The sequence below is a fragment of the Grimontia indica genome, from assembly GCF_000333895.2.
GTDB lineage: Bacteria > Pseudomonadota > Gammaproteobacteria > Enterobacterales > Vibrionaceae > Enterovibrio > Enterovibrio indicus.
Genome location: NZ_ANFM02000006.1, coordinates 183786 through 210449, shown reverse-complemented (window position 1 = coordinate 210449; position 26664 = coordinate 183786). Strand labels below are relative to the sequence as shown.

The 26664-nt window shown below is 46.5% G+C and carries 23 protein-coding genes; 10 read left to right on the top strand and 13 right to left on the bottom strand.

Annotated features, from left to right (window positions below; all coding sequences use genetic code 11):
- The first annotated feature begins 123 nt into the window (after positions 1-123).
- Both D515_RS03345 and D515_RS03340 read left to right on the top strand, forming a co-directional pair.
- Entirely contained in the window at positions 124-3990 is a 3867-nt protein-coding gene (locus D515_RS03345) for a glycosyl hydrolase (protein WP_002535985.1), read from the top strand.
- A gap of 260 nt (positions 3991-4250) precedes the next feature.
- A complete protein-coding gene (locus tag D515_RS03340; RefSeq protein WP_002535984.1) occupies positions 4251-4709 on the top strand; it encodes a DUF302 domain-containing protein in 459 nt (152 codons plus the stop codon).
- A gap of 47 nt (positions 4710-4756) precedes the next feature.
- Here D515_RS03340 and D515_RS26150 read toward each other — a convergent pair whose 3' ends face one another.
- Positions 4757-4954, bottom strand: a complete 198-nt coding sequence (locus tag D515_RS26150; protein WP_239643929.1) for an Lrp/AsnC ligand binding domain-containing protein — start codon at positions 4952-4954, stop codon at positions 4757-4759.
- 47 nt (positions 4955-5001) lie between these two features.
- A complete protein-coding gene (locus D515_RS26145; protein WP_239643928.1) occupies positions 5002-5259 on the bottom strand; it encodes an Lrp/AsnC family transcriptional regulator in 258 nt (85 codons plus the stop codon).
- Positions 5260-5362: 103 nt separating this feature from the next.
- Between D515_RS26145 and D515_RS03330 the strand changes: the two genes are divergently transcribed.
- The 5 genes from D515_RS03330 (at position 5363) to D515_RS03305 (ending at position 10286) form a co-directional block, all read left to right on the top strand.
- The gene (locus D515_RS03330; protein ID WP_002535980.1) at positions 5363-7534 is read left to right on the top strand and encodes a hypothetical protein; all 2172 of its coding nucleotides are present in this window, start codon (positions 5363-5365) and stop codon (positions 7532-7534) included.
- Between the two features lie 503 nt (positions 7535-8037).
- A complete protein-coding gene (locus tag D515_RS03320; RefSeq protein WP_039849590.1) occupies positions 8038-8412 on the top strand; it encodes a SpoIIAA family protein in 375 nt (124 codons plus the stop codon).
- Positions 8413-8433: 21 nt separating this feature from the next.
- Entirely contained in the window at positions 8434-8952 is a 519-nt protein-coding gene (locus D515_RS03315; protein ID WP_002535978.1) for a GNAT family N-acetyltransferase, read from the top strand.
- Positions 8949-9461 (top strand): GNAT family N-acetyltransferase, encoded by a 513-nt coding sequence (locus D515_RS03310; RefSeq protein WP_002535976.1) that lies wholly within the window; start codon positions 8949-8951, stop codon positions 9459-9461. The genes D515_RS03315 and D515_RS03310 overlap by 4 nt, the downstream gene beginning before the upstream one ends.
- Positions 9462-9860: 399 nt before the next feature.
- Complete coding sequence (locus D515_RS03305) at positions 9861-10286, top strand: hypothetical protein (protein WP_002535975.1); 426 nt, start codon at positions 9861-9863, stop codon at positions 10284-10286.
- 67 nt (positions 10287-10353) lie between these two features.
- Here the strand turns inward: D515_RS03305 and D515_RS03300 are convergent, their stop codons facing one another.
- Both D515_RS03300 and D515_RS03295 read right to left on the bottom strand, forming a co-directional pair.
- A complete protein-coding gene (locus D515_RS03300) occupies positions 10354-11082 on the bottom strand; it encodes a spondin domain-containing protein (RefSeq protein WP_002535973.1) in 729 nt (242 codons plus the stop codon).
- A gap of 9 nt (positions 11083-11091) precedes the next feature.
- A complete protein-coding gene (locus D515_RS03295) occupies positions 11092-11775 on the bottom strand; it encodes a spondin domain-containing protein (RefSeq protein ID WP_002535971.1) in 684 nt (227 codons plus the stop codon).
- A 245-nt stretch (positions 11776-12020) separates the two neighbouring features.
- Between D515_RS03295 and D515_RS03290 the strand changes: the two genes are divergently transcribed.
- Entirely contained in the window at positions 12021-12593 is a 573-nt protein-coding gene (locus D515_RS03290; RefSeq protein WP_002535969.1) for a glutaredoxin family protein, read from the top strand.
- Positions 12594-12650: 57 nt separating this feature from the next.
- Here D515_RS03290 and D515_RS03285 read toward each other — a convergent pair whose 3' ends face one another.
- Both D515_RS03285 and D515_RS03280 read right to left on the bottom strand, forming a co-directional pair.
- Positions 12651-12953, bottom strand: coding sequence for a hypothetical protein (locus tag D515_RS03285; protein WP_002535968.1), 303 nt, complete (start codon positions 12951-12953; stop codon positions 12651-12653).
- Positions 12954-13030: 77 nt separating this feature from the next.
- A complete protein-coding gene (locus D515_RS03280) occupies positions 13031-13969 on the bottom strand; it encodes a hypothetical protein (protein WP_002535966.1) in 939 nt (312 codons plus the stop codon).
- 641 nt (positions 13970-14610) lie between these two features.
- Between D515_RS03280 and D515_RS03275 the strand changes: the two genes are divergently transcribed.
- A complete protein-coding gene (locus tag D515_RS03275; RefSeq protein WP_002535965.1) occupies positions 14611-15045 on the top strand; it encodes a VOC family protein in 435 nt (144 codons plus the stop codon).
- 85 nt (positions 15046-15130) lie between these two features.
- On the opposite strand, the gene guaD is transcribed toward D515_RS03275, so the two are convergent.
- The 7 genes from guaD to aceB all read right to left on the bottom strand — a co-directional run bounded on the left by guaD (position 15131) and on the right by aceB (position 24583).
- Complete coding sequence (gene guaD, locus D515_RS03270) at positions 15131-16447, bottom strand: guanine deaminase (RefSeq protein ID WP_002535964.1); 1317 nt, start codon at positions 16445-16447, stop codon at positions 15131-15133.
- Positions 16448-16451: 4 nt separating this feature from the next.
- Entirely contained in the window at positions 16452-17348 is an 897-nt protein-coding gene (gene xdhC, locus D515_RS03265) for a xanthine dehydrogenase accessory protein XdhC (protein ID WP_002535963.1), read from the bottom strand.
- 23 nt (positions 17349-17371) lie between these two features.
- Positions 17372-19753 (bottom strand): xanthine dehydrogenase molybdopterin binding subunit, encoded by a 2382-nt coding sequence (gene xdhB / locus D515_RS03260; RefSeq protein ID WP_002535962.1) that lies wholly within the window; start codon positions 19751-19753, stop codon positions 17372-17374.
- The gene (gene xdhA, locus D515_RS03255; RefSeq protein WP_002535961.1) at positions 19743-21197 is read right to left on the bottom strand and encodes a xanthine dehydrogenase small subunit; all 1455 of its coding nucleotides are present in this window, start codon (positions 21195-21197) and stop codon (positions 19743-19745) included. Before xdhA ends, xdhB begins: the two co-directional genes overlap by 11 nt.
- Before the next feature lie 295 nt (positions 21198-21492).
- A complete protein-coding gene (locus D515_RS03250; RefSeq protein ID WP_002535960.1) occupies positions 21493-22227 on the bottom strand; it encodes a GntR family transcriptional regulator in 735 nt (244 codons plus the stop codon).
- A gap of 239 nt (positions 22228-22466) precedes the next feature.
- Positions 22467-22907: a GlcG/HbpS family heme-binding protein gene (locus tag D515_RS03245; protein WP_002535959.1), complete on the bottom strand. Its 441-nt coding sequence runs from the start codon at positions 22905-22907 to the stop codon at positions 22467-22469.
- 50 nt (positions 22908-22957) lie between these two features.
- Positions 22958-24583 carry a malate synthase A gene (gene aceB, locus D515_RS03240; protein WP_002535958.1) on the bottom strand — a complete coding sequence of 542 codons (1626 nt, stop codon included), beginning with the start codon at positions 24581-24583 and terminating at the stop codon, positions 22958-22960.
- A gap of 293 nt (positions 24584-24876) precedes the next feature.
- On the opposite strand from aceB, the gene gcl reads away from it, so the two are divergent.
- Complete coding sequence (gcl, locus tag D515_RS03235) at positions 24877-26655, top strand: glyoxylate carboligase (RefSeq protein ID WP_002535957.1); 1779 nt, start codon at positions 24877-24879, stop codon at positions 26653-26655.
- Positions 26656-26664 lie beyond the last annotated feature (9 nt).

Genomic DNA, 26664 nt, shown 5'->3' with positions numbered 1-26664 from the left:
AAATCGAACGATCGTTTGATTCAAAGGCAAACCCAGATTGTTAAGAAAATGTAGATCCTTATACTGCACCAAAAGAAAGCGCTTTCTTTTGTCGTTATAGTGCACACCATAAGGAGTTTGGGTTTGAAGAAGTATTGCCGTTTGCTGTTTTTAACGTTAGCAACCCTTGTTCTTTCTGCTTGTGGTGGCGGAGGTGGAGGAGACAGTGATTCTGGCTCAGACACGCAGCTTTTTACACTCACTGTTAGTGTGACAGACAACGCCCGCGCGCCATTAAGTGACGCGACGGTGAGCGTTGATAACAAGATTGCCCGAACGAATAATTCAGGCGTCGCTGAACTCTCTTTGAACAGCGGCACCTATGACGTAACTGTTGAAAAAGATGGTTATGAAACATCCAAGATCACAACGACATTAGGCAGTGTTGCTCAAACTCTCGATGTCAGCATGGCATCAAATCCAACAGTAACAGAGGGTGGAGAAAGTAGCGGCGGTGACTCTGGTTCTGAAGGTGGTTCCGCGGAACAGGGCGGATCAGGCGGTAGTGGTGCTGGCTCCGAAGAAGACTCGGGTGAAGGCAGCGGTACAGATTCTGGCAACACTGATGGTGGTTCCGGAGAGCAAAGTGGCTCAGGCGATAACGGTGCTGGCTCCGAAGAAGGCTCCGGCGAAGGCAGCGGTACAGGTTCTGGCGGCACTGATAGTGGCTCAGAAGAGCAAGGTGGTTCAGGCGACAGCGGTGCTGGTTCCGAAGAAGGCTCGGGCGAAGGTGGCGATACAGATTCTGGCGGTACTGATGGCGGTTCCGGGGAAGATGGCTCAGAAGGAACTGAAGAAGGTGGAAGCGAGGAGACTGGCAACACTAGCGAACTGACCGTAAAAGTGGTCAATGCCGATACAAACGAAACGCTCAGCGTTGCCACCATTGAAATCGATGGAACAACACTTCAGACCGACTCTGAAGGTGAAGCTGTATTTAGCCTGGCTTATGGCGCACATCAGATCTCGGTATCTCATACAGAATATGAATCTAAACAACAGATCGCCTATCTCTCAACAAGTGAACAGTCGGTAACTGTCGCGCTTTCTGCTAAAGAAGTGGAACCGCCGCCAGTAGAACCACCGAGTTCTAATGAAATAGCCTATGTGTATCATTCATCACATGCTTCTTCTTTCGAATTTGAACATCAGGGTGATGCCTGGAACTCAGGCTCTACAGCAGTATGGAATCCATCCGGTAGCCAATTTGCTAAAAGTATTCAGGTAACAAGTGGTAGCAGTTGGGGAGCTCCATTTGCTGTTGCTGCGTGGGGTAATGAGTCTGCAAACGCTATTGATACGACAGGGTTTGATCTTCTTCGTTTCAAATACAAATCAGACTTCGCAACACAAGTTGAAGTGTCTATCCAAGGTGTAAACAGCTCAGAATCAAAAGTGGTTTACTCGCTTGGCACTGCTGTTGCTTTGGGTAACGACTGGTATGAAATGGAAGTGCCATTCCCTGGGTTTGACGACCTGACTTGGATTGGTTTGATGTTCGCGGGTGACGGCACTATCGAGCTTGCTGATATTTACATAGAAAATGTGCCAGTTGATGCCTTCGTCACGCAATATGGCGCGGGTAACGTGGCAAACACATTCAACCCTCAAGGATACGGATGTACGGTCGATCATGGCTTTTGGGTCTCGAATGCTGGTGTTGTTGAGCCGGGTGTACCTTCTTGTGACAACATAGGCACGCCAAAACAGCTTTACCCACAAATCGTTCCTGAATTGGAAGACCAACCCATTGCCACGCACAAATGGTGGGGATCTGTCTCTTTCTACGGTGAAATGACGCTCGGTGACCCGAACGATGCTGGCTATATTACGCCTGATCCAGTGACCGCCCGCATTTCAGAGCGTGGCGCAAGAATCATGGGTATTCCCAATGCACTGCAAGGGCAGGGTAACTTGTTCCAGTATGTGGTGCCGGATCCATTCAACGAAGTATTTGATGGGATTGCGGTTGCCAACAGCAAGCATTCCAATATGGAAGGCTATCTGAAAGACCATAGCGATGGTGCCATGACAGTCGAATGGTGGTCAGGTGCAACACCAGTGATGGAAGCCACTTTTGTACATGGTTCACCTTATGTCTATTTCAAGTCTTACGACGGTGATTTCCAGATTAAAACGACCAGCTCTGATGGAGCCCAGAAAGGCACTTTCTATCAAAACAGCCAATCTTTGGGTGTATGGACGGATATTGCAGGCAACAGAAACAGCTTTCTAATTGTTGGTGAGGGTAATACCACTTTCAGTAACGTCTCGGGCAATCTCATTACGGTCAGTAACTCAGCAAAAGAAATGACAGTCGCTTTGTTGCCATCAACGGGAACACCAAGCAGTGCTGAATCAGAATATTTCGAAAGTCTTGCTCGCCAAGTAGTTCGTGATGTCGAGATAGCTTATTCGGTTAATCATGCAAACAATGAAGTGACGGTGTCACATGTGTATCTTGACGGAAGCGGTAATCCAATCGAAACCCTTGCAGGTATGCAGCCTCTGCATTGGAAAAACAGTAATGCAACGCCGACACAATACAGCGTGCGCAGTACTCGCGGCATCACCAAGTTCGCTCAAACTAACGGCTTCAGTTACACACTGCCATTTGTGGGTGTGTTGCCATTCCTACCGAATGTTGCAGACCTCGATCTGAACACTTTACGTGCTCTGGTTACCGAATACATGAACGGTGGAGAGCATTTCTGGAACCCTTACACGGACACTTACTGGTCTGGTAAGAGCTATGGTAAAGCTGCCGAAATTATCGCTATTGCGCGTGATATCGGTATGACATCAGAAGCGAACACCTTAACCGCTTGGTTGAAGGGTGAGCTTGAAGATTGGTTTACCGCTGATACTTCTGGAGATCTCGATACCGTTAAGTACTTTGTGTATGACGAGTTATGGACGACCTTATTAGGTGTTGAAGAATCGTTTGGCGCGCATCAACAGCTTAATGACCACCACTTCCACTATGGCTACTTTGTCCGTGCTGCAGCGGAAGTTTGTCGCACAGATAAATCATGGTGTGGTGAAGATCAGTATGGGCCAATGGTTGATTTGCTTATCCGCGATTATGCAGCGAGTAAAGGCGATGACATGTTCCCTTACTTGCGCAACTTCGACCCGGCCAATGGTTTCTCTTGGGCGTCCGGCCACGCGAACTTTGCGTTGGGTAACAACAACGAATCAACGTCTGAAGCGGCAAACTCTTACGGTGCCATCATCCTTTATGGGTTAATTAAAGGTGACCAAGAGTTGGTAGACAAAGGTATCTATCTACACGCCTCGTCTGCCGCGACGTATTGGGAATATTGGAATAACCTTGATGGTTACCGAAATGCCTCGCCGTCTTACCCAGATTTGGGCGACAGCTATGACAACTTCCCGGATAACTATAACCAGATCACGACCTCGATAATCTGGGGACAGGGCGCTTCATTCTCGACCTGGTTCAGCCCTGCCTTTGCGCACATTCTTGGAATTCAGGGATTACCGCTGAACCCATTGGTATTCCATGTTGGTTTACATGCCGACTACATGAAAGATTATGTCGAGCTGGGTTTGACAGAATCTTCAAACCGTAAACCTTCTGGTTTGCTGGATGGCCACTGGCGAGATATCTGGTGGAACCTTTGGGCAATGACAGATGCCGATGCATCTATCGCAGATTATGAAACCGTAGGCTCCAACTACATTCCGGAAGAGGGGGAATCAAAAGCCCATACCTACCATTGGATTTACAACTGGCAGGCGCTGGGACAACTTGAAACCGGAACGGGCGAATTGACAGCAGATTACCCAGCTGCTGTTGCTTTTAAGAACGGTAATACAATGACATACCTTGTCTACAACTATGATGATGTAGCCAAGACCGTGCGATTCAGTGATGGAACAACATTGAACGTACAAGCAAACAGTTTTGGCACCTTGGTGAAGTAAAGACGCGATTAAGTAGTTAGCAGAATTATCATACTCAAGCACCTTCGGGATGTTTGGGTATTTACCAATGTGTCGTTGACCACTGCCACTGGTTATATTAGCGATACGATTGATACGCGCTCAACGGGGGAGACCTCGTTGAGTTTTTTTATTTGTGGCAGGGCCGACAAAACAGGAAGCCGATTGTAATTTTTAAGCGAGTTTTCATATCTGTGTACGAACGGAGAACTTAGAACAGAAACAGAGAAAGGAAAACGACAATGAAAAAATACGTGGTGGCTTTGGTGGCTTTGGTGGCTTCAATGATGGTGGCATTTTCAGTGCATGCCGATAACGGATTGATCAAAATACAAAGTGCGCATTCTGTTGCTCAAACGGCGGATAATATTGAAGGGTTCTTGAAGGAAAAAGGACTCACCCAGTTTGCACGCATTAATCATGCTGCCAACGCTGAGAAGGCGGGTTTGGAACTACGTCCTACAGAAGTGATTATCTTTGGTAATCCAAAGGTTGGTACGCCCCTGATGCAATGTGCGCAAAGCGTGGCTATCGATTTGCCACAAAAAATGCTGATTAGCCAAGACGAGGAAAACAATGTTTGGCTAACCTACAACGACCCAATGTATCTGAAAGAGCGCCATAACATTAAAGGTTGTGAAAAGGTGCTGGAGAAAGTGTCTAAAGTACTTGGTGCAATCAGCAAAACTGCGACGAAATAACCTAAGACTCACACAGTCGGGTTGCCTGCATCCCGACTGTGTTTAACCTATATCTTTAACCTCGCATTGGTTTTAACTTCCCTCACAACGAAGAAATTCCTTGCCTGCCTGACGCCAGGTAGTGCAATGAGATTCTTGGCAAGTAAATGGTGATAGTCTTCCATATCCTTCGCGCGGATCCTTAGCAAATAATCGAAATCACCGGCATCCAAGTCGCAGTCTAATATCGCTTCTATGCCTTCCACTGCGTGTTCAAATTCAGCAATAGCCTCTGGCGTAGAGCGGTCAAGTACTATCCCAAAATCACTAATGTTCCAAAGCCCAAACGTTTTGGGTCCACCATTGCTCTCACATCTTTGATATAGCCTTCATCAAACAGTCGCTGCGTGCGGCGATGGCAGGTGGCAGCGCTAACATTGACCTGTTGGACGATTTCAGCGTTGGTAAAGAGTCCGTTTTCCTGCTGCAATATCTTGGTTAAAAAAGCACAAAACCTCGTGCATACCAAAGACGTAGGATAAAGCATGTTGCTCGTAGCATTTTCTTTCATTCGATTTGATTCTACTTATTCAGCACTTCAATATGCACTCTGTCTTATATGTGTATTGGCGTAATTTAAGTAGCTAGGTTGTAAAAATAAATAAGGATAATTAATGCTTAGTAGTCATCTTTTTCATTTCGCGATGGTCCATGAGAAGTTCGCCCAATCCGGTGATATTGTTACAGGGTTATTGCCTTTGTTTTCTCCAATTCTAGAAGGTAAGGAAGGACTTGAATTTGACCCAGTGTCTTTTTGTGATGACGTGAGAAATATGTATGGCATTAAAATGCATCCATATGTAGCTGAAGACTTGTCTGAGAAGCTCGTTGAAAATGGAGTTCTTGCTATAGAGAAATCGCGCGGGAAGTCGGAAAAGATAGTCATTGCTACAGTTCCGGTTGTGCAGGATAAAAACTTGAAGAGTAATGTCCAAAGCATACTCGAAACATATGAGAACTTTTCGAAACCGATTCTGGAAAAACGTAGGTTAATGAGCTCATCGATAAACTTTCCCAACGCTTTTACTAGTCGTTTAGCCAGAGTTGATAGTTTTGCCGAAGTAGTCTCGTCTAGTGAAAACTCAGTTGATTGTGCTCTAGACTATACATTTGTGCGTTTTGTTGAGCATATAAATAGAAAAGGTGGGAAGCTAAAGACGTCGTTAGACAAGCTGTATTCTGGCTCACTACTTTCTGAAGTCGTGCTAAGCATACAAGATCCTGCTATAGATGAGCAATCAATCGCGGGCAAGTTGTTTTATATCGATATGCCTGTGCTCCTGAATGTCCTAGGCCTCAATGACGAGTACTCTGTAGAGTGCTCCAGAAAACTAATATCCCTAATTTCAGATCAGGGAGGTGTTGTCACCACAACTAGGCAATACATTGAAGAGGCAGAAACAGCGATCTCGCTCTCGCTAGAAAACTATAAGCAACGAGGAAGGCGAACTACGTCTCTAGATAGGTATTTATTCAAACACTCTGATCATGTTCTACAAGCTCGGTTAGCACGAAACAAGGTTAAGGGACTATTGTCTGATAGCCATCAATTTGTCTTAGATGACTTGAGAACAAATATTTCTGGGCATTTACAGAGCGTCAGGGCAGTTGAATTGAGAGATTACATAGCGAGTGCATTACACTGGTACAAGAAAGATGTTGCTCGAACTAATGATGCTGAGGCGGTTGCTTATGTTGTTGCGCGCCATAATTACAATTCAATAAGAAATGTAGCAGAGTCAACCACTTTTTTAATTACGCCAAATGAGCAATTGGTATCAGCAGCTAATAGAGTGCTGTATAGCTTAGAAACCTTTGAAAAACATGAAATGACACCACTGTTGACTGAGAAAAAGTTAGCAATGATGCTTTGGGTGACAAGCGGCGGAAAAGGAGAGGATGTATCTAGCCTCACTCTAATTAGCTCATGTACAAGAGCAATGGAGATGCATAGAGACATTTCAGAAAATATGCAAAGGTTTATCAAGAACCTTCCTGAAGAAAAAGTCAAACAGTATGAAGATGTTATATGTAATGACCGAGCTCTGTATTGCCTGCTGGATGAAGTTGGTTTTGATGATAGTGAAGTTCCTCTAGATGAGGCTGAACAGTACCTACAACAAGCACGAGACCGATATCATCAAGAACAAAAAGACTTTAAAGCAAGCCATAAGGCTGTAATCGAGGAGGCAACTTTTGCTGCTGCTAATGCAATTGAACATCGAAACAAAGCAATATCAGCGGTTAAAGAAAAAGCCAATGAAAGCTTAGTTAAAGATAAGAAAAACGCAGAGTTACAGAGCAAGGTTCAATCTCTGACCGAACAATTTGAAAAGAAAGATCAACTTCAAAAGCACTTAGCTTCAGCTAATGAAAGTCTAGAGAATAGGGTAGATGCTCTTGAGAGTGCCCAAATAACAGCAAGCAAGGCTAATAATGAGAAAATTAGCCAGCTTGAAAAAGAAAGTGTGAAGCAGGTGAAGGAAGGAAAAAATGAAGTAAAAAACCAAGTTTATTCTTCAATTAAAAAGGTCATGGAACTTTTTATTGTCGGATTATTGATGATTGCATTCTATCACTTGAGTACTTTAGCTCTAAAGGAGCCGATAACCAATGAGTATTTCACGTTAACACCCAAGTTGATATCTTTTCTGACGGCCGCGTTACCTCTTATTTGTACATGGAAGTTTCCAGATTTTTTGTTCGGTTGGTTTGTAAAAGGAGCCTGTACAAGGCTTGTCAGGTTACTTCTCAGAGATAGAGAGTTTTTGCCTACAGAAGGTTAACTGGTCTAGAGTATAGGTGCTAGGTGGTGCTAGGTGCTAGGTGCTAGGTGCTAGGTGCTAGGGCGGCTCCTCAGATGCTGATTCAGTATATCCCCTGACATTATTCTTGCAGCCATTGACGTTTTGGTTCAACAAAGAGTACCGGAAGTAAGCGTTCAAGAAGTGGCGATACAGGCGTTTGAATTTGATAAAGACAAGTCCGCGCCTTGGCTTGAATGACAGTCTGAAATCTCCCACAACATAATCCATCTCAGCATTTGCCCACAATTCAATCGGTGAGTGCTGGGGTGTGAGCCACATCTCCTGCAATAACCTGAATAGTCAGTAAAACCTCCGTATTCTTATCCGCAATACGTCATTCTGTAAGACGTCCTTTGATGGATTGATAAGCAGTGATTTTGGACTCGCGTTAACAAACCGCACAATCCTGACTTTTTTAGAAAGAGGTGCCTGAAAATTCATCACAATACTGGTTTCATTCGAAGTGAACTGGAGATGAAATGATGAGCCAACACGGAATTTCGATCGGTCTGGAAAGGGTCGAAAGCGATGTGTATCTCTCGATCAAAGCGATGGGAAAATTGACGCATGAAGATTATCAGCAATTGGTACCGATGCTGAATGCAGCTCTAGAGCAAGTTGAACACCCGACGGTGAATGTTTTCTTTGATGCAACAGAATTTAAAGGTTGGGAACTTCGCGTAGCATGGGACGACTTTAAGCTTGGGCTTCGCCATGGTTCGAGCTTTGCCAAAGTCGCGCTTTATGGAACGTATGAATGGCAAGAGTGGGCTGCAAAAGTAGGAAGCTGGTTTATCAGCGGAGAAGTGAAAACTTTCACAGAATATGATGAGGCAATGGCATGGTTGCTGGACTAATAACAAACAGATGAGAGATGCATGGAACTAGTGGTACCCGCGCTTGAGTTTGAAAAAGCGTTTAATACGTTTTACGACGATTTCGCCAACAGTGACGTGGAGAATTCGGCGTATTATCAGGAAGGTAAAACGCAATTCAAGCGCTATGTTCAGAGACTGCTTGATGAATCCGAGGGTCTCAACCTTCAGGATGGTTATGTTCCTTGTAGCCATTTTTGGCTAATGGATAGCGAGCAAAATATCCTTGGTGCTATCCGCGTTCGACATCACATAGACAATGATTTCCTTGCGTTGGAATGTGGCCACATTGGCTATGATATCGCGCCGTCACATCGCCGGAAGGGCCATGACACCACTATGTTAAAGCTTGCCTTGCCACGGGCAAAATCACTCGGCATATCCAAAGTCCTGATTACGGCGGATGAAGACAATCTCGCTTCTCAAAAGATCATAAAAGCCAATGGTGGTCAGTATGAGAATACAATTGTTGGGAAAGTGAACAACTGGCCAATTGCGCGCTATTGGGTGGAATGCAAATGACAGTCTCTCTCAAACCTATTGATATCCGAGAACGTCATGTTCTGGAAAATTTGTTCTCTTACTATGTGTATGAGTTTTCCCGTCCCTTAGGGCTAAGCCTTGATAGTGATGGTAAATACGCCTTCAAATCCGAAACCCTAAATCCGTATTGGCTTCGTGATGATCACCATCCGTATTTCATTCTGTCTGATGGTGAATTAGCTGGCTTTGTGCTGGTTCGTCGTTATCCGCCCAATATTGCTGTGTGGGACATTGACCAGTTCTTTGTCTTACGCAAGTTTACAGGCAAAGGGATAGGTAGAAAGGCGCTATCAGCAGTGTTGGATAAACGACACGGTGATTGGCAAATCCGCATTCTAAAGGAAAACATTGCGGTACTTGGCTTCTGGCAGTCTGCGGTCGAAGCGCTGGTGGAAGGTGACTACTCTTTGGGCTTGGAAGTGGACACCGATTTAGAAATGTATTTTATTCATTTTCACTATCCAAGCACCTCAAAGATATCAGAGTGACAACGTGTCAAACACGCCTAGCCAGCAGTAACACTCCTCAATCTCCCGTTACCAATTTCTCTTTATCTAATGAAACAGTTTGCACTAATATGCTAGGGTCTGTTGACCTTTGGTGATGATTTTTGCAGCAGTTTGTGGGGGCTTTATACAAGGCAGAGGCTTCGATGTGTATCTGGCCTACATGAGAAGCCGATAACGCAGAAGAAAGTCTCCACAAACGCTGCCCGAAGGGTTCTGCCCTAAGCGTTTTATGCTTTGTTTAGGTGTATTTGCTTAGAATGACTAGGCGGCACACACCTCGCCGCGCCTAAAACGCTTATGGCTAGAACAAAATTTAACCACCAAAGGCCAACAGACCCTATAACTCTATGCAGACTATCCCAACGTGGGCGGATTATGATGAAAAAGATGATTGTTTCAGCGGCTATTGTTTTCGCGCTGGCAGGTTGTGAAGAGGCCAACGAGGCGATTGATAAAGCGCAAGAAGCGGCAAATAGCGCAGTAGATAGCATTCAAGATAAAGTCGATGCCGTTGATTTGAGCGAGCTGAATTTGGATTCCCTGGAGAACGCGACAGCGTATGCCAAAGAGTTTACTGAGTCGATGGAAGAAGCACTCACCGCTGATTTGACGAATGCAGATGTCGTTGCGGACGTTCAGGAAAAAGTGGCGAACTCTTACGCGTGTTTGGTTGATGCCACTTCTGAAAGTACAGCAGAAAAGCTGCTGAACAAGTTTATGTCAGCGATTGGCAGCGAAGATACCCAATCTTTGATTGAGAAAGGTGTAGAGAAAGCCAAAGCGGCAAAAGAGTGTATGATGTAACCAAAGACGCTACACACTGAACTATTAAAAAGTGCCGAGTTCAAGCTCGGCACTTTTTATTTTGGGGCTAGTTGACTCGTTTGATCCTGACTTTTATGCCGGGATTATCAAAACGATGATGTCCAAACAGGGCAGACGTTGTTAATCCGTCATCTTGAGAGATAACACCTGCATGAATAGTGACGCGGTTATCATCATTTCTCGTTGGATTAAAACCTTCTCCGCCACCGGCCGGCCCAGGAATACTGGCTGCCAACTCATCATTGCCCTCTGTACCTGCATCCCAGACTTCTGCGCCAAATGTGCGCGTGATGCCTTCATCGACGCTTGAAAGATCAAACTGAGTAAAACCAGCAAATGCATCATTTGTGTTGACCAGCATGGTGCCGAGAGAGAGGTATTTTGCTTTTGAAAGGTCAATGTCAAAAGAAAGGGTTTCGGCACTTCCAGGCGGCACAATTCCGTTGCCGCTTGCCGTTATATGAACACTTTCCAGTGAAGACATATCGATTAACCCTGTATTGTCTCCAGACTCTGCCATGATCTCCAGCGCGTCTGACGAGGCTTCACCCGTCTTAAACAACGTATAGTTGTTATCGTGAGCCAACAAAGCAATCGGTGATAGCGGTTGTGCTGAGGTTGCGTTGGTCACCGTGACTTCATACGTGGTCATTTGAGTGGTTTCAGCCTCAGGTAGTGAAGGTTGTGACGGGTTAGTTGCATTGTCATCTGAGTCGAATGGGCAACCTGCCAGAGCAAGCGCTGAGCCAGCAATAATTAATAAACGAGAGTTCATGCTGCCTCCTTAGTTGACGACAACGGTCATTACAGCAACAGGATTCAGCCAGCGGTGAACAGAGAAGTCGACGTCGCTTCGACCGCCATTTGCATCACCATCTCCAATGTTACCTGGGTGAACATGAACGGTGTTATTGCTAACAGTGGTTTCCACGCCAGTACCATTTGCACCAAAGGTGAGGAAAGGAGGGTTAGGGATGCTTGTGCTCAACTCATCGTTTGCTTCTGTGCCAGCATCATAACCATTCAACTTGATATGGTAAGTGCCGGGCTCTGAAGGAATTGGCCAGCTGTCCAACCCAACGAATCCATCGTTTGTTGGCAGCAGCATGGCAGTTAATGAGAGGTACCCCATTTCTCCGGTATCGATAGAAAAGTTAGTGCCTGTCGCCGGTGCCAGAGGGCCAGAGGCAGGGTTCTCAACAACAATTCCTCCAGCATTTGTGACAGCAGAAGATAAACCTGAGATATCACCCCCTTCAGCCATTGATTCTAATTCCGCTGACGCACTGGTTCCTGCTCTAAATAGAAATGTAGAACCATCGTGAGCCGCGACTAGCAGAGGGGTAAAGTGAATGCCTTTCGTTGCGTTGGTTAAACTGATATCGAGTTGAGCTGCGAGGCCAGACGCAGAAGCCATTGAACAGGTCAGGGCGATTGCTGTTAGATTTAGTTTGGTGGACTTTCTCATTTTGCTCTTCCTTAACGAGTGAGTTTTTAAGTAGTGTGAAGAGCAAACTTCTCAACCCGATCTAAAGAGTTTCGTTAAAACCTCACAAATTTATTGCAATGAAAATGGGTTTATTGGGGTCTATATGAATGTGGTTATTGCAGTTTGATACCAATAGCATGCTCAAAGACAGTTTTCTAAAAGAAGACTTATTTGGTGAGCCGGATATGAGCACCTACATAAGCAAGGCTAAGGAGTGAGTCGTTGTGACTAAGCCAATCAAAGTAACGCTTTATCGCTGGGGTGGCAGCTGGGGACCTTTCAGTGTGAAAATCCCATGTGGGGAATGCACACTTACCAAAGACATCCTGAAAGACACTTTTGAAAAAGAGCTCGGAGATGTACCTATCGAACTGGAAGTGAAAGATTGGCTTTCCCATTGGTGGGAACCTCTGAAAGTGGGAGCATGGCATGCGCCAATCCTGATGGTAGAAGGCAAGCTCGTTAGCCAGGGTGAAGCGCTTAATCGCGGTGTATTGGTTCAATCTGTTATCAAAGAGTGGGCGAAGCGCGACACACTGCAAGGCAACATTGTTTATGGCAAAGCAACGTGTCCGTATTGCGTGAAAGCCAAAGAGATGCTGGCGGAATCTGGGATTGAATATAACTACCACGATGTGGTGGTTGAAAGTGCTGCTTTATATCGCATGATCCCGGAAGTGAAAGCCATCATTGGTGAGAAAACGCCGGTTACTGTTCCTCAAATCTGGATGGACGGAAAATATATCGGCGGGGCAGATAACCTAGAGCAATGGCTGGCTTCGAAGGCTAACGCGTAAATCGGTAAAGTATTTGAAAGCATCCGCCTGAGTGAATCAGCGGATGCTTTTTCATTTTTAGTCAGTGACTTTCAACAGTGTTTTAGTCTCGTTATCGAAGGTGAAAGCGCGCGATCGGAAGGCCATGGTAGACATGAAATACGGAATAATATCGACGGTTTCGCGGTACTCATAAACGTAAACAGTGGTATCAGCGGCTTCAATGATCTCATCAGGTTCACCATGATAAGAAACGACGCTGTCCATTGTGGTGACATTGGTTTGAGCGTTGAATGCATTGAACTTCGCACTTTCATCAAAAGGCGTGGAACAGCCAGTCAGAGCGACTGATAGTGCGATAGCGCATACGAGTTTTTTCATGTTATTTCCCTACTTGCAAAAAAAGGCGAATCAAAACCGCCCAGTAAAAATGGGTGCCAAATCCAGCATGACCTGTTTTAACGATTCACAAAGAAGTGTTTGTTCAGGTATTCAACCATTGGAATGAAAGCGGGGTTTTCCCAGCTTCTAAGCACTTCATGCGGCAAGAGAGTTGGATCATCGGTGCCAACAATCCCCTTGTTGATGAACTTGCTGCCGTCATTAATTTCAAGCTCTCCAAGCGGTGAGGTTTTTGAACCCTCAACCATATACTCGTAAACTGTGCCGGCAACTGCCCCAGGGTTCATGTCTACACCAGCAGCTTCATGAATTGGGTCAGGATCATTGGTACATGATGGGATTTGACCATTGGAGTAAGGGCAATAGTCGTAAGATGAGATGTGCGGTAGCACTACAGATTGAGCATTTGCCTGTGCCGCAACAAACGGGATAGCGATATTGAAGGCTACATAGGCTGTATCCAGCTCATCACCTGCCAGCGTTTGATCGTCAATGTAGTAATCAAAAAGCTGCATCATTTTCTGGTAAGCCGTTGGGCCGTTGGTCTCGTTGATACCGCCATCTTGGGTGAACAGTAACTCAACGCCATTGACCACACTTTTACCGTTCAAGGCGAGGTTAACAACAAACTCTCCTGCTGGTGTTGGTGATGAGGGATCCACATCGTTCTGAGAGGGAATGACGCCCAATACCAGTGTTTTGGCGTTAAAAGCATTTTGAACATCACGGCTTGCCCAAGTCATCATATTGGTGACCCGTGTTACAACAGCTTGATGTTCGGAAGCAGAAATATTTAAAGGGTCAAAGTTAAGAACGTAAACCCCTTTGTTGAAAGGACAGTTATTCACGTCCTGTGCTGAAGTGAATTCACAATTATCAATGGACTGATAGATATTCACTGTTGTTGCTGTGTTACCTGAATTTGACTTGTCCTCGCCACAACCTGTGATGGCTAACCCCAAAGCTAGTGCAAGGCTGATACTTCCTGCTCGCATCTTTTTAATCCTAAATATACGAAAACACCAAAACATCCCAGTAAGGCGCTTTGTTAATCCTTATAGAGCATCCAAGCTCAATGCATTTGTTTTGCGAATCTTCGTCCGGGCAATCAATTCGGCGGCATTATATGAACGGTGTTTTTAATTCTCAAGATGAAATCACATGTAAAAGTTATGGTTTTATATTTGTGTTATCTGATGAAGTGCGTGCTAAATATTCTGTCTGGTAAAGCATTCGTAACATTGCGATAACCTGGAGTGTGACAACGGAAAGAGCAAACGTTTGCTTTGTGTGCGTTTAAATGAATATTAAGTGAGGGGGGAAGGGGCTTTTCAGTTTGACCCTTGAAGAGGCAGTGCTTCAAACATGTATAGGAGATGGCAGTTTTATGACGCCGATATTGATCTTGGTGATAACATTAGCGCAAAGTTCAAGTGGTCAATAAGTAGCCTCTCAATGCAAGAAAAAGCACTTGGTGGGCTAGTCACCAAGTGCTTTGGGTATGTGTTTCATCCAACGAAAAATGAAAACGCATGCCCTTTGTCCATGCTAATCGAAAAACAAATGCTTTATGAATGCTGCTTTGCACGTACTTTAATCGTCCCTAAGAATGATTGTGATGAGAAAGGGAGAAGCAATGAAGCAATCTATTATCCACATTGCCTTGATCGTGAATGACTATGATGAAGCGATTGATTTTTACGTCAACAAGCTGAAGTTTGAATTGATTGAAGATACTTATCAGCCAGAGCAGGATAAACGTTGGGTTGTAGTGTCCCCACCAGGTTCAAATGGCGTGACCTTGTTGTTGGCAAAGGCGTCGAAACCTGAACAACGCAATTTCATCGGCAACCAAGCTGGTGGCAGGGTATTCCTGTTTTTGAATACTGATGATTTTTGGCGTGATTATCATCGAATGGTGACGCTGGGAATCAAGTTCGTCCGTGAACCAAAAGAGGCAGATTACGGCACGGTCGCTGTGTTTGAAGATTTGTATGGCAATCTGTGGGATCTACTACAAATGAACGATGACCATCCAATGGCTCTTCGTGCTGCTCTGTGTTCAAGATGAAGTAGATGGTGAAGAGAAAGAAGGCCTCTTGCTGCATGCTGGCAGAGCGCTGCTGACAGAGGCCTTTTATTATCAGATTGTTTGTTCAACGGTTGTAAACAGATTGGCCATAGGAATAGGTGTCACATACAGTTCTGTCATCACCCAAGGTCATTAGCACAAAGAGTTTGTCTTCCAATGACTGGGCGTGCTCCATCCTGAACTTCATTAACTGGGTCGCATGCAAATCCAGTACAACAAAATCAGCTTCTTTTCCTGATTCGAAATTACCAATCAGATGATCCAAAGAGAGCGCTTTGGCACCACCTAATGTGGCCTGATACAGCGATTTCAAAGGGTGTAGCCTTTTACCTTGGAGCTGCATGACTTTATAAGCTTCGCTCATGGTTTGAAGTAGTGAAAAGCTGGTGCCAGCGCCGACATCTGTTCCCATTCCTACTTTAATTCCTTTGGCTTCCATTTCGGAAAGCGGGAACAAGCCGGAGCCTAAAAACAGATTCGAGGTAGGGCAAAAGGCTATCGCCGAATCGCTTTCTGAGAGCCTCTTACACTCGCCATCACACAAGTGAATACCATGGGCAAAAACCGAGCGGCTGGAAAGCAATCCGTGTTGGTCGTAGACATCCAGGTAGTTTTTACTTTCCGGGAAAAGCTCCTGCACCCACTCAATTTCTTTCTGGTTTTCAGAGAGGTGAGTGTGCATATATACATCGGGATACTCTTCAAGCAGTTTGCCTGCTAAACGCAATTGCTCAGAAGTGCTGGTGGGCGCAAAACGAGGCGTCACGGCGTAATGCAAGCGGCCCTTGTTGTGCCACTTCTCAATGAGCGCTTTGCTGTCTTCATAGCTAGACTCAGGGGTGTCGGTCAGATCTTCAGGCGCATTTCTGTCCATCAGTACCTTACCGGCAATCATACGAAGGTTTCGCTTCTCCGATTCCTGGAAAAAGACATCGACGGATTCTTTATGTACAGTGCCAAATACCAACGCTGTCGTCGTGCCATTGCGGGCGAGTTCATCAAGAAACTGTACGGCGACTTCACGGGCGTAATTCACATCAGCAAAGCGCTTTTCTTCTGGGAAGGTGTAGTTATTCAACCAGTCTAGAAGCTGTTCACCGTAGGCGGCGATCATCCCAGTTTGAGGGTAGTGGATATGGGTATCAATAAAGCCCGGTGTAATCAGTTTGTTCTCGAGTACGACCACTTCAACGCTGGGGTCGAGTGAAGGAAGGATGTCGTCAGCATGACCAACTTTCACAACGTGACCATCTGCGACCAGCAGCACGCCTTCATCGAAATACTGATAAGAGTCTTCCAAACCCACGTCCGTTGGGTTGGCAAGGCTGTGTAATATAGCAGCGCGAAAGGCTTTCACCGGATGAGCTTTTGGGTCTGTCATTCCTTTATGCCCTTATTTTCTCGTTATTTTTATTATCGTTATCTTCAGGCTCTCGTTTAAGAATAGAGAGTTTCTCAGCCTGTTTCTGTGATGATGAATGGGAAGAGGGCTCGCGTTTGTTGGCAATCTGCTCACCCTGATAGCAAGCGATAAGCTCACCTGTTACAGATACCGCAATCTCCGCTGGGTGTTTTCCTTTTACTGCGTCGATGCCGATGGGGCAAATCATGGTGTTAATGGTTTCATCATCAAAGCCGCGTTCTTTTAAGCGATAGTCGAAGCGCTTACGTTTTGACAAGGAACCGATCAGGCCAAAGTATTTGGCGTCTCCACGCTTTAAGATGGCACGCGAAAGGTCGAAATCAAGCTGATGGTTGTGTGTGAGCACCAGATACATACTGTTAGTTGGAAGCGTGGACACTTCACTAACAGGATCGTCCGTTAAGCGCATTTCCACGTTGTCAGGGATAACATCAGGAAATTGATCTTTGCGCTCATCAATCCAAATAACCTTGAACGGTAAAGTAGCCAGAATATGAACCATGGCTTTGGCGACGTGTCCTGCACCGAACAGTGCAAGAAAATGACGTTGTTGGCCAATAGGCTCAAAGCTTAGTGTGACCATGCCTCCACAACATTGGCCAAGACGAGCGCCCAGATTATAGCGTTCGATTTTCATGTCACTTTCACCATGCGCCAGCATTTCTTGCGCGGCTTTCATTGCGACATGTTCAAGGTGACCACCACCGATAGTGGCGATAACCTCATTTTCAGTCACCAGCATTTTTGTGCCAGCGCCGCGCGGCACCGAACCTTTGTCTTCGAGTACTGTGACCATCACACAAGGCGTGCCTTTGGCTTCGAACTCAGCCAGAGCCTGGATCCAATTGTCTTTAAACATCACTGACCTCCATTTCCCGGCGTTTACAGCGTGAATGACACAGGCGATTTGCCTTTTCGCGCTTGTTTGATGGCGTTGTAAACCTGCTCAGGCGTCGCTGGTGCAGGCAGGTGAGGGATTTCGCTTTCATCTGCCACGCTCACGACAGCATCACGAATAGCGCTCCACACCGAAATGGCCAACATAAACGGTGGCTCGCCGACGGCTTTCGAATGGAAGACTGTGTCTTCTGGGTTGGCGCGATTTTCTACCAATCGTGTGTTGAATATTTCCGGTGTATCAGCTACAACAGGGATCTTGTAGCTGGCAGGGCCTGAGGTCATCAACTGGCCTTTGTCATTCCAAACCAGCTCTTCTGTTGTCAGCCAGCCCATGCCCTGAATAAAACCGCCTTCGACCTGGCCAACATCAATCGCAGGGTTAAGCGATGCGCCTACATCATGAAGGATGTCAGTGCGCAGCACTTTGTATTCTCCGGTGAGGGTATCGACGATCACTTCTGAACATGAGACGCCGTAAGCGAAGTAATAGAAAGGGCGACCGCGTCCTTTTTCGTGATCGTAGAAGATCTTTGGTGTGCGATAGAAACCGGATGCCGCCAACGAAATTTGGTTAAACCAACACAGTTCGGTGAAGTCAGCAAAGGTCATGGTTTGCTTGTCGCCAATCGACACAATGCCGTTGCTGAATGCCACATCTTCCGGAGAAACATCAAAGTGCGAGGATGCGAAGTTTACCATTCGCTCTTTGATGGTGAGCGCGGCATTTTGCGCGGCTTTACCATTCAGGTCAGTACCGGATGATGCTGCAGTCGGCGATGTGTTCGGTACTTTTTCTGTGTTGGTTGCGGTCACTTGAATCGTACCGACATCCACACTAAAGGTTTCAGCAACAATCTGCGCGACTTTGGTGTTCAAGCCCTGACCCATTTCCGTGCCACCATGGTTCAGCGAGATGCTGCCATCGGTATAAACCGTGACTAACGCGCCGGCTTGATTAAGAAACGTGGCGGTAAAAGAGATACCGAATTTCACAGGTGTGATAGAAATGCCTTTCTTCAGGATAGGGCTGTTGGCGTTGAACTCCGCAATGGCTTTTCGGCGCTCTTCATACTCGCAGGACATTTCCAAATCGGCTGTCATTTCGTGAATGAAATTGTCCTCTACCTTCTGGTAGTAATGCGTTTCGTCACGACCTTCGCCCGCGTAGTAATTCGCTTTGCGAACTTCAAGAGGATCTTTCTTGAGGTGACAGGCGATGGTGTCCATCACATGTTCAATAGTCATCATGCCCTGCGGGCCACCAAACCCGCGGTATGCAGTATTCGACGCCGTATTGGTTTTCACACAGTGCCCGGTTACTGTGGCATTGCCAAGGTAATATGCGTTGTCAGAGTGGAACATGGCACGGTCGACAATGGAGCGAGACAAATCTGGTGAGTGGCCAGCATTACCTGACACCACGATTTCAATCCCTTGAATCACTCCATTGTCATCAAAGCCCACTTTGTATTGATTAAAGAAGGGGTGGCGTTTACCCGTCATCATCATGTCTTCACGACGTGGCAAACGGAATTTCACCGGTTGGCCTGTTTGGTTTGCAATCACGGCTGCGATACAGGCGGGTGCAGCGGCTTGTGTTTCTTTACCACCAAAGCCACCACCCATACGGCGCATGTCGATCAGAACCTTGTGCATAGAAACACCCAATACGGACGCAACCAGTTTTTGCACTTCTGTCGGGTTTTGGGTGGAGCAGTAAACAATCACGCCACCATCTTCAGTGGGGACAACACTTGAAACTTGGGTTTCAAGATAGAAATGCTCCTGACCGCCGACATGAAGCGAGCCTTCCAATAAATGTTCTGCATTGGCGATGGCTGCCGCTGAATCTCCCCGTTTTTGGGTATGACTATCGGTAACAAACAGCTCTTGCGCCAAGGCTTCTTCTACATCAAGTGCTGCAGGCAATAATTCGTATTCAACGATGGCGGCTTCTGCACCTTTTCGGGCATTGTCGAGGCTGTCAGCGGCAACCGCAATCACAGGCTGACCGACATAAACGACCTTGCCGTCAGCGAGCATTGGATCGCCGGGAAGGATAGGGCCAATGTCGAGTTCACCCGGCACATCTTCAGCGGTGATCACAGTGCGAACACCGGGTACTTTGTAGCAAGGTGATACATCCAACTTGGTAATATTCGCGTGAGCATGTGGGCTCATCAGTGCGTATACGTGAAGCTGATTAGGGAATTCGCCGCGATCATCAATGTAGAGCGCTTCGCCTGACACCTGTTTTTCGGCACTTTCATGTTTTACCGATTTGCCGACGCCAGTCGCTAATCCAGCTTTCGCTTGCGCGGTCATTTCTTCCATGGTCATGGCTGGGGTCGTTTTACGAGACATAATGAATCACCCTCGTTTCAATTTTCTTTCCATCAGCCGTATAGCTGAGCTCTGTGAACAGACGGTAAAGCAGGTTCGCTGCGGTTTCAGCGCGATATTCCTTTGTCGCTCTGAAGTCGGAAATGGGCGAGAAGTCATTCTCCAATGCTGACATTGCGGCTTGAATAGTGGCGGCACTCAGCGGCTTTCCAACAAGTTCCTGTTCACAATGGGTAGCGCGCGCTGGAATGGCCGCCATGCCACCGAAAGCAATACGGGCTTCAGTGACAGTGTCACCTTCGAATGTCAGTCTGAATGCCCCGCAGACTGCTGAGATATCATCGTCAAAACGCTTCGAAATTTTGTAGGCTTTGAATGCCTGATTAGGTTGTGGTTTCGGCACACGAATGGTTTGTACAAACTCAGAAGGTTGTAGCGCCGTCACTTTGTAATCTTTAAAGAAGTCTTCAAGCAGGATTTCCCGTGCTGTTTCACCGCGGCGAAGAATCACTGTTGAACCCAAGGCGATCAGCAGAGGTGGCCCGTCACCAATGGGAGAAGCGTTCGCAATATTGCCACCAATCGTCCCTTGGTTACGGATCTGTAGGGATGCAAAGCGTTGTAACAGCGCGCCGAAATCTGGGTAGTGTGGTTCCAAGGCGCGATATACATCAGTGAAAGGCACATTGGCACCGATTTCGATGTGGGTATCTGTCTCATTAACGGTTTTGATATCGTCAACGCGGCCAAGATAGATCAGTTTGTCGACATCGCGATGAAACTGAGTCACTTCCAGTGCAAGGTCAGTGCCGCCTGCCAGCAGTTTAGCAGTGGGGTGCGCCATCAGCGTTTTTGCCAGTTCATCGCTGTTAGTTGGTGTGAATGCCGTTTTGCCGTCTGCGTGATATTCCAGTTCAGGCTTACCAATCGCATTCAGCTTTTCAATCGTTTCACGCTCGTATTCAGCAAACTGGTCGCGAATCGGCGTTTCCTGACTCAGCGACAATGCAGCTTCCACAATAGGGCGATAGCCTGTGCAACGACACAAGTTACCTGCTAGGGCTTCATAAGTGTCTTCTTTGTCTGCATTGGGATGATTCTTGGAGAGTGCAAACATCGACATGATAAAGCCCGGTGTACAGTAGCCGCATTGGCTGCCATGAAAATCAACCATGGCCTGTTGAACGGGGTGTAGCGAATCTTTTGTTCGCAAGTCTTCTACTGTGATGAGTTGTTTGCCATGAAGGGCGGAAACAAAGGTCAAACAAGAGTTAACACTTCTGTATTCCAGCCTGCCATTAACTACTTCACCCAAAACAACGGTACAAGCTCCACAATCACCTGAGCCACAACCTTCCTTGGTTCCAGTTTTGCGTATATGTTCACGCAGGTAATTCAACACAGTCAGGTTAGGAGAAATGTCTTTCTCTTCCTGCAAAGTCTGATTTAAAAGGAAACGGATCACACGGCCTCCATGACGTTTTCGTATCCATTGATTACAAGCTAGTCATTTCTGACCGTTCGGTCAACTTTCTGTTAACAAGTGATTATTATGAAATTAACAATCAAATATTGAATAAAAACAGTAGGTAATGAGTATTTCTAAGGTTCAGCATCAGAAATTGAAAGTGAAGATTGTATACAATCTGTGAGGTCGATCGTTCGTGATTCTCGGTTTTGATAACTGAGAGGACGATGACAGAAAGAAAAAACGGCCTGAATGCTTCAACATTCAGGCCGTTTTTAAACTGATTGAGGTATCAGGCTTTCTTCTTCAATACATTCGAAAACACAGCATGAAGATCCTGAGTGCCAGAATCATCATGCAGGTTCAGTTTGGAATTGATATGGTCAAGATGAGTCTTCATTAGCGCGATAGCCGCTTGTTTATCTCCCGCCTCTATCACATCTAGTAGCTGGGTGTGCTCGTCACAGGAGCAGTGCGTTTTCTTCGATGATTCATACAGAGCAATGATCAGTGAACATTGGGACACCAAGCTACGTTGGAAGCTCATCAAAGGCAGATTATTTGCCATCGCTGCCAGCTCTATGTGGAATTCGCCCGAAAGACGTATGCTGCGTCCAGTATCATGCTTCGCAATCGCTTCATTTTCCTCCGCCACCATGGCACGGCATTTGGCGATCTGTTCCGGTGTCGCGTTCTCTGCTGCCAGTTCGACAATGGCCAGCTCCATCACTTCACGCGCTTTGAGGATTTGCATCGCTTCCTCAACGGTTGGTGACGCCACAATAGAGCCGCGATTTGGGCGTGTACTGACAACCTGCTCTACAGAGAGTCGTAATAGGGCACGGCGAATGATGGTGCGGCTGACGCCGAAGATTTCGCCCAATGCTTCTTCGCTGAGTTTGGTGCCAGGTGGCAGGCGTTGTTCCAGGATCGCATCAAAGATATGACCATATACGATGTCATCCTGTGTCATTTTAGGGTTTGTCTGTTTGGTTTTTTTATTCGTTGCTTTGAGAAGCCCTGTCATACAGTAGTTCCTTTCCCGACTCGCCGTCTCTAGCGAGTCCGCTGCAAAATAACGTTCTAAAAGAGAACGTAAAGGTTATGTGTGTTGTTTTGTATAAGAATAGCTAACTCGATTGTACAACATTGGTGCAATTATTGTATTGGTACTGTTATCGGTTTGCGGGGCGGGTACTGTTCCAAGGTAGAGAATTGAGAATAGAGATTTAACGGCCGGAGAAGCCCGGCCGTTTGCAGGTGAAATCAGCTTGCCAGAACGGCATCAGTTTTTAGACTGGAAGCGACAATACCGGCAATCGCGACGGCTTCATCGGTATCAGAGATATCGCCGGAAACGCCGACTGCACCGAGTAATTCCGATGACGCGTCTCGGATGAGCACACCACCGGGAACGGGAACAAGGTTTCCCTGTGCAAGCGTAGCGACTGACGAGATAAAGCAAGGGCGTGTTTGGGCATCATCCGCAATCTTTCTGGAGGAGCACCCCAGAGCTAATGCCCCCCAGGCTTTTGCAATCGCAATTTCCGGCCGCATCATGCTTGAGCCATCTTGCCTCTGCAGCGAAATGAGTGCGCCACCTTTGTCCAAAATGGCCACCGTTAGTGGTTGGGTTTTCCGTTCTTGCGCCGCATGGAACACCTTAGTGGTGATTTCCAGTGCTTTTATCATCGTCAGATTTTCCATTGAAAGTCTCCTAGATTTTAAGGGCGGCTTAAAGCAGCCGCCAATGCTCGTTATTCGAGTTTTGCGTAGCAAGGAATGGTGAGAAAATCCGCAAAGTGAATATCGGTTGAGAGGGTGAAAAACAACGCCGATGCTTCATCAAATTTTCTGAATTCGCCATTGCCTGCTGAGGCTTTCATGTCCTTTACTTCCTGATCGAGCCACGCTCTAAATAGCTCAGTGGTAAATGGTCGACCATCATCCAGGGACACCTGATGCTTAAGCCATTGCCAAATGTTGGCGCGAGAAATTTCAGCTGTAGCGGCATCTTCCATCAACCCGTAAATAGGTACGCAACCAATACCACGTAGCCAGGCTTCCATATAAAGCACCGCGATTCGGATATTCTTTCTTACTCCGGGCTCATCTTTTGGTCCTTGGCTTGGTCGAAGAAGGAGTTCGCTATTAAAGCTTCCATCAGGAATAAAGTGGCGTTGGTTTGTCGCGCCATTCAGGTATTCATCAAATATTTCGCGGGCAAGTGATACCAAGTGTGGATGAGCGACCCAGGTGCCATCATGACCATTCGTCGCTTCACGGCGTTTATCTTCAATCACCTTCTGTGTTACGCGAGCCATCTCGTCAGGATCTTTGGATGGAATGAAGGCAGACATTCCGCCAATCGCTAATGCTCCGCGGCGATGGCAGGTCTGGATAAGACGTTTGCTGTACGCCTCTAAGAAAGGTTGATCCATACCGATGGCATGACGATCAGGCAAGATGCGATCGGTGTGGTTCTTCAGCGTTTTGATGTAGCTGAAAATGTAATCCCACCGGCCACAGTTCATACCCACGATGTGCTTACGCATCGCGTAGAGGATTTCTTCCATTTGGAATACAGCAGGAAGGGTTTCAATGAGAACAGTGGCGCGTATCGTACCTGTTTCGGCAGAAAAGTACTCTTCGGTGAAATCAAACACGGATTCCCACCATGCAGCTTCTTCCATGGACTCAAGCTTAGGCAAGTAGAAGTAAACGCCTTGACCATTCGCTTTGCGGGATTGGTAATTGTGGAAAAAGTACAACCCGAAATCCATTAGGCTGGCTGGCATGGGTTTACCATCGAAAAGAATATGGGATTCCTGAAGGTGCAAACCTCTTGGACGATGGATCAATGTCGCGGGGTTATCAGCTAACTGATAATGCTTGCCATTTTTCGGGTCGCTATACGAGATTGTGCCCGCATTGGCATCACGCATGTTTACTTGGCCATTCACCATGTTTTCCCAGGTCGGTGAAGTGGCATCCTCGAAGCAACACATAAATACATTTGCACCAGAGTTGAGCGCATTGATCACCATTTTCCGGTCAATGGGGCCTGTTATCTCAACGCGCCTATCGAGCAATATCTCCGGAATATCAACCACTTTCCAATCTCGATCGTCTCGAACGTCTGCAGTATCGCTCCTGAAATCAGGTAGGGCACCGCTATCGAATTTCTCCTGCTGACGCTTTCTGTCAATCAGTAGCGAAGACAATGATCCCGAGAACTGTTGGCAAAGCGCAGATATAAAGTTCAAAGCATCTGCACTCAGAATGCTTTTAGCATCTTCGCTGAACAAAGGCCCAGTGATCTTAATGCTGGAGCAAGCTGCTGAGCTGGAACGATTTTCTGAAGTACTTTCTAGTTCATACATCGGCAGGGTCCTTAAGGTTAATGTATACAATTAAAGTCTAATAATGTTTCTTTATAGTTGTGGTTATGGAGAACAATAAAAGCACAATGTTAATGCGTTGTGAATAGGGTGGTGCCAAAATTCTTTTTACTCAGTATCTTGTCTGACCTCTTTCCAATGCACTGTCAGCCATGATTTTGCCGCCTTTGTGCTTCGTTCAATTGTTTTCGAACTGTAAAAAATTCCTTGCGATTAAAATATAATCGATCTAAGAATACAATATACACTCAAATTGTATACAAAAGGAGTTTTGTATGGGAAAGATGAGAGCGATTGATGCAGCGGTTGAAGTGCTGAAGAAAGAAGGTGTGGTGAAAGCGTTTGGTGTGCCGGGCGCAGCAATCAATCCCTTTTACTCAGCGTTGAAGAAAGCGGGGGGTATTGACCATATACTTGCACGTCATGTTGAAGGTGCATCTCATATGGCCGAGGGTTACACCCGAGCAAACCCTGGGAACATCGGTGTTTGTATAGGAACGTCAGGCCCCGCAGGTACCGATATGATTACCGGTCTTTATTCTGCACAGGCAGATTCCATCCCTATTCTTTGCATTACCGGGCAGGCTCCGCGCGCGAGATTGCACAAAGAAGACTTCCAGGCCGTCGATATCGAATCCATAGCACGTCCAGTGACTAAGTGGTGTTCAACGGTTTTAGAACCCGCACAGGTGCCACGCGCAATCCAACACGCTTTCCAAGTCATGCGCTCAGGTCGCCCTGGTCCTGTGTTGATCGACCTCCCTTTGGATGTCCAACTGACTGAAATTGAATTTGATATCGACAGTTATGAGCCTCTTGAGCCTTACAAACCTTCGATTTCGCGCCATCAAGCAGAAAAAGCGATGGAGATGCTAAATGCAGCTGAGCGTCCACTGATTGTGTCTGGTGGAGGCGTGATCAATGCAAATGCTTCAGAACTCTTACAGGAGTTTGCTGAGATTGTTGGTGTGCCAGTGATCCCAACCCTAATGGGATGGGGAACGATTGCTGATGACCACGAGTTGATGGCAGGTATGGTTGGGCTTCAGACATCCCACCGCTATGGTAATGCGTCATTGCTGGCGTCTGACGTGGTGTTTGGTATCGGTAACCGTTGGGCAAACCGTCACACAGGTTCAGTAGACGTTTACACCGAAGGTCGTAAGTTCGTTCACATCGACATTGAGCCAACCCAAATCGGGCGCGTGTTCTGTCCGGATCTGGGCATCGTGTCTGATGCCTACCAAGCGCTTACTGTGCTGATCGAAGTAGCAAAAGAATGGAAAGCGCAAGGGAAACTGAACGATCACTCTTCATGGGTTGGAGATTGTCAGCAGCGCAAAGCTACTATGCTGCGAAAAACCCACTATACCGAACAGCCAGTTAAACCAATGCGTGTTTATGAAGAGATGAATCGTGCGTTTGACCGTGAAACCTGTTATGTCAGCACCATAGGTTTGTCTCAAATAGCTGCTGCTCAATTTCTACATGTTTATAAACCTCGTCATTGGATCAACTGTGGTCAGGCCGGGCCTTTAGGATGGACGGTGCCTGCCGCACTAGGTGTTCGTGCTGCGGATCCTGAGCGCCAAATTGTGGCTATTTCAGGTGACTACGACTTCCAGTTCATGATTGAAGAACTCGCTGTTGGTGCCCAATTCAACCTCCCTTACATCCATGTGTTGGTGAACAACTCTTATCTGGGACTTATCCGCCAGGCGCAGCGTCAATTCGATATCGACTACTGCGTACAGTTGGCCTTTGAAAACCAGAATGCACCTGAACTTGCCGATTATGGTGTCGATCATGTGACTGTGGTGGAAGGGTTAGGTTGTAAGGCATTGCGTGTCACTGACCCAGAGCAAATTGCGTCGGCGTTTGAAGAGGCAAAGACCTTGATGGCTAAGCATCGTGTACCAGTTGTTGTAGAAATCATTCTGGAGAAAGTCACCAATATCTCCATGGGTGTAGAGATTGACTCTGTGAATGAATTTGAATCTCTGGCTGACTCTATTGCTGATGCGCCTACTGCATTGGCAGCCAATCGCCAATAACTGTTTGGT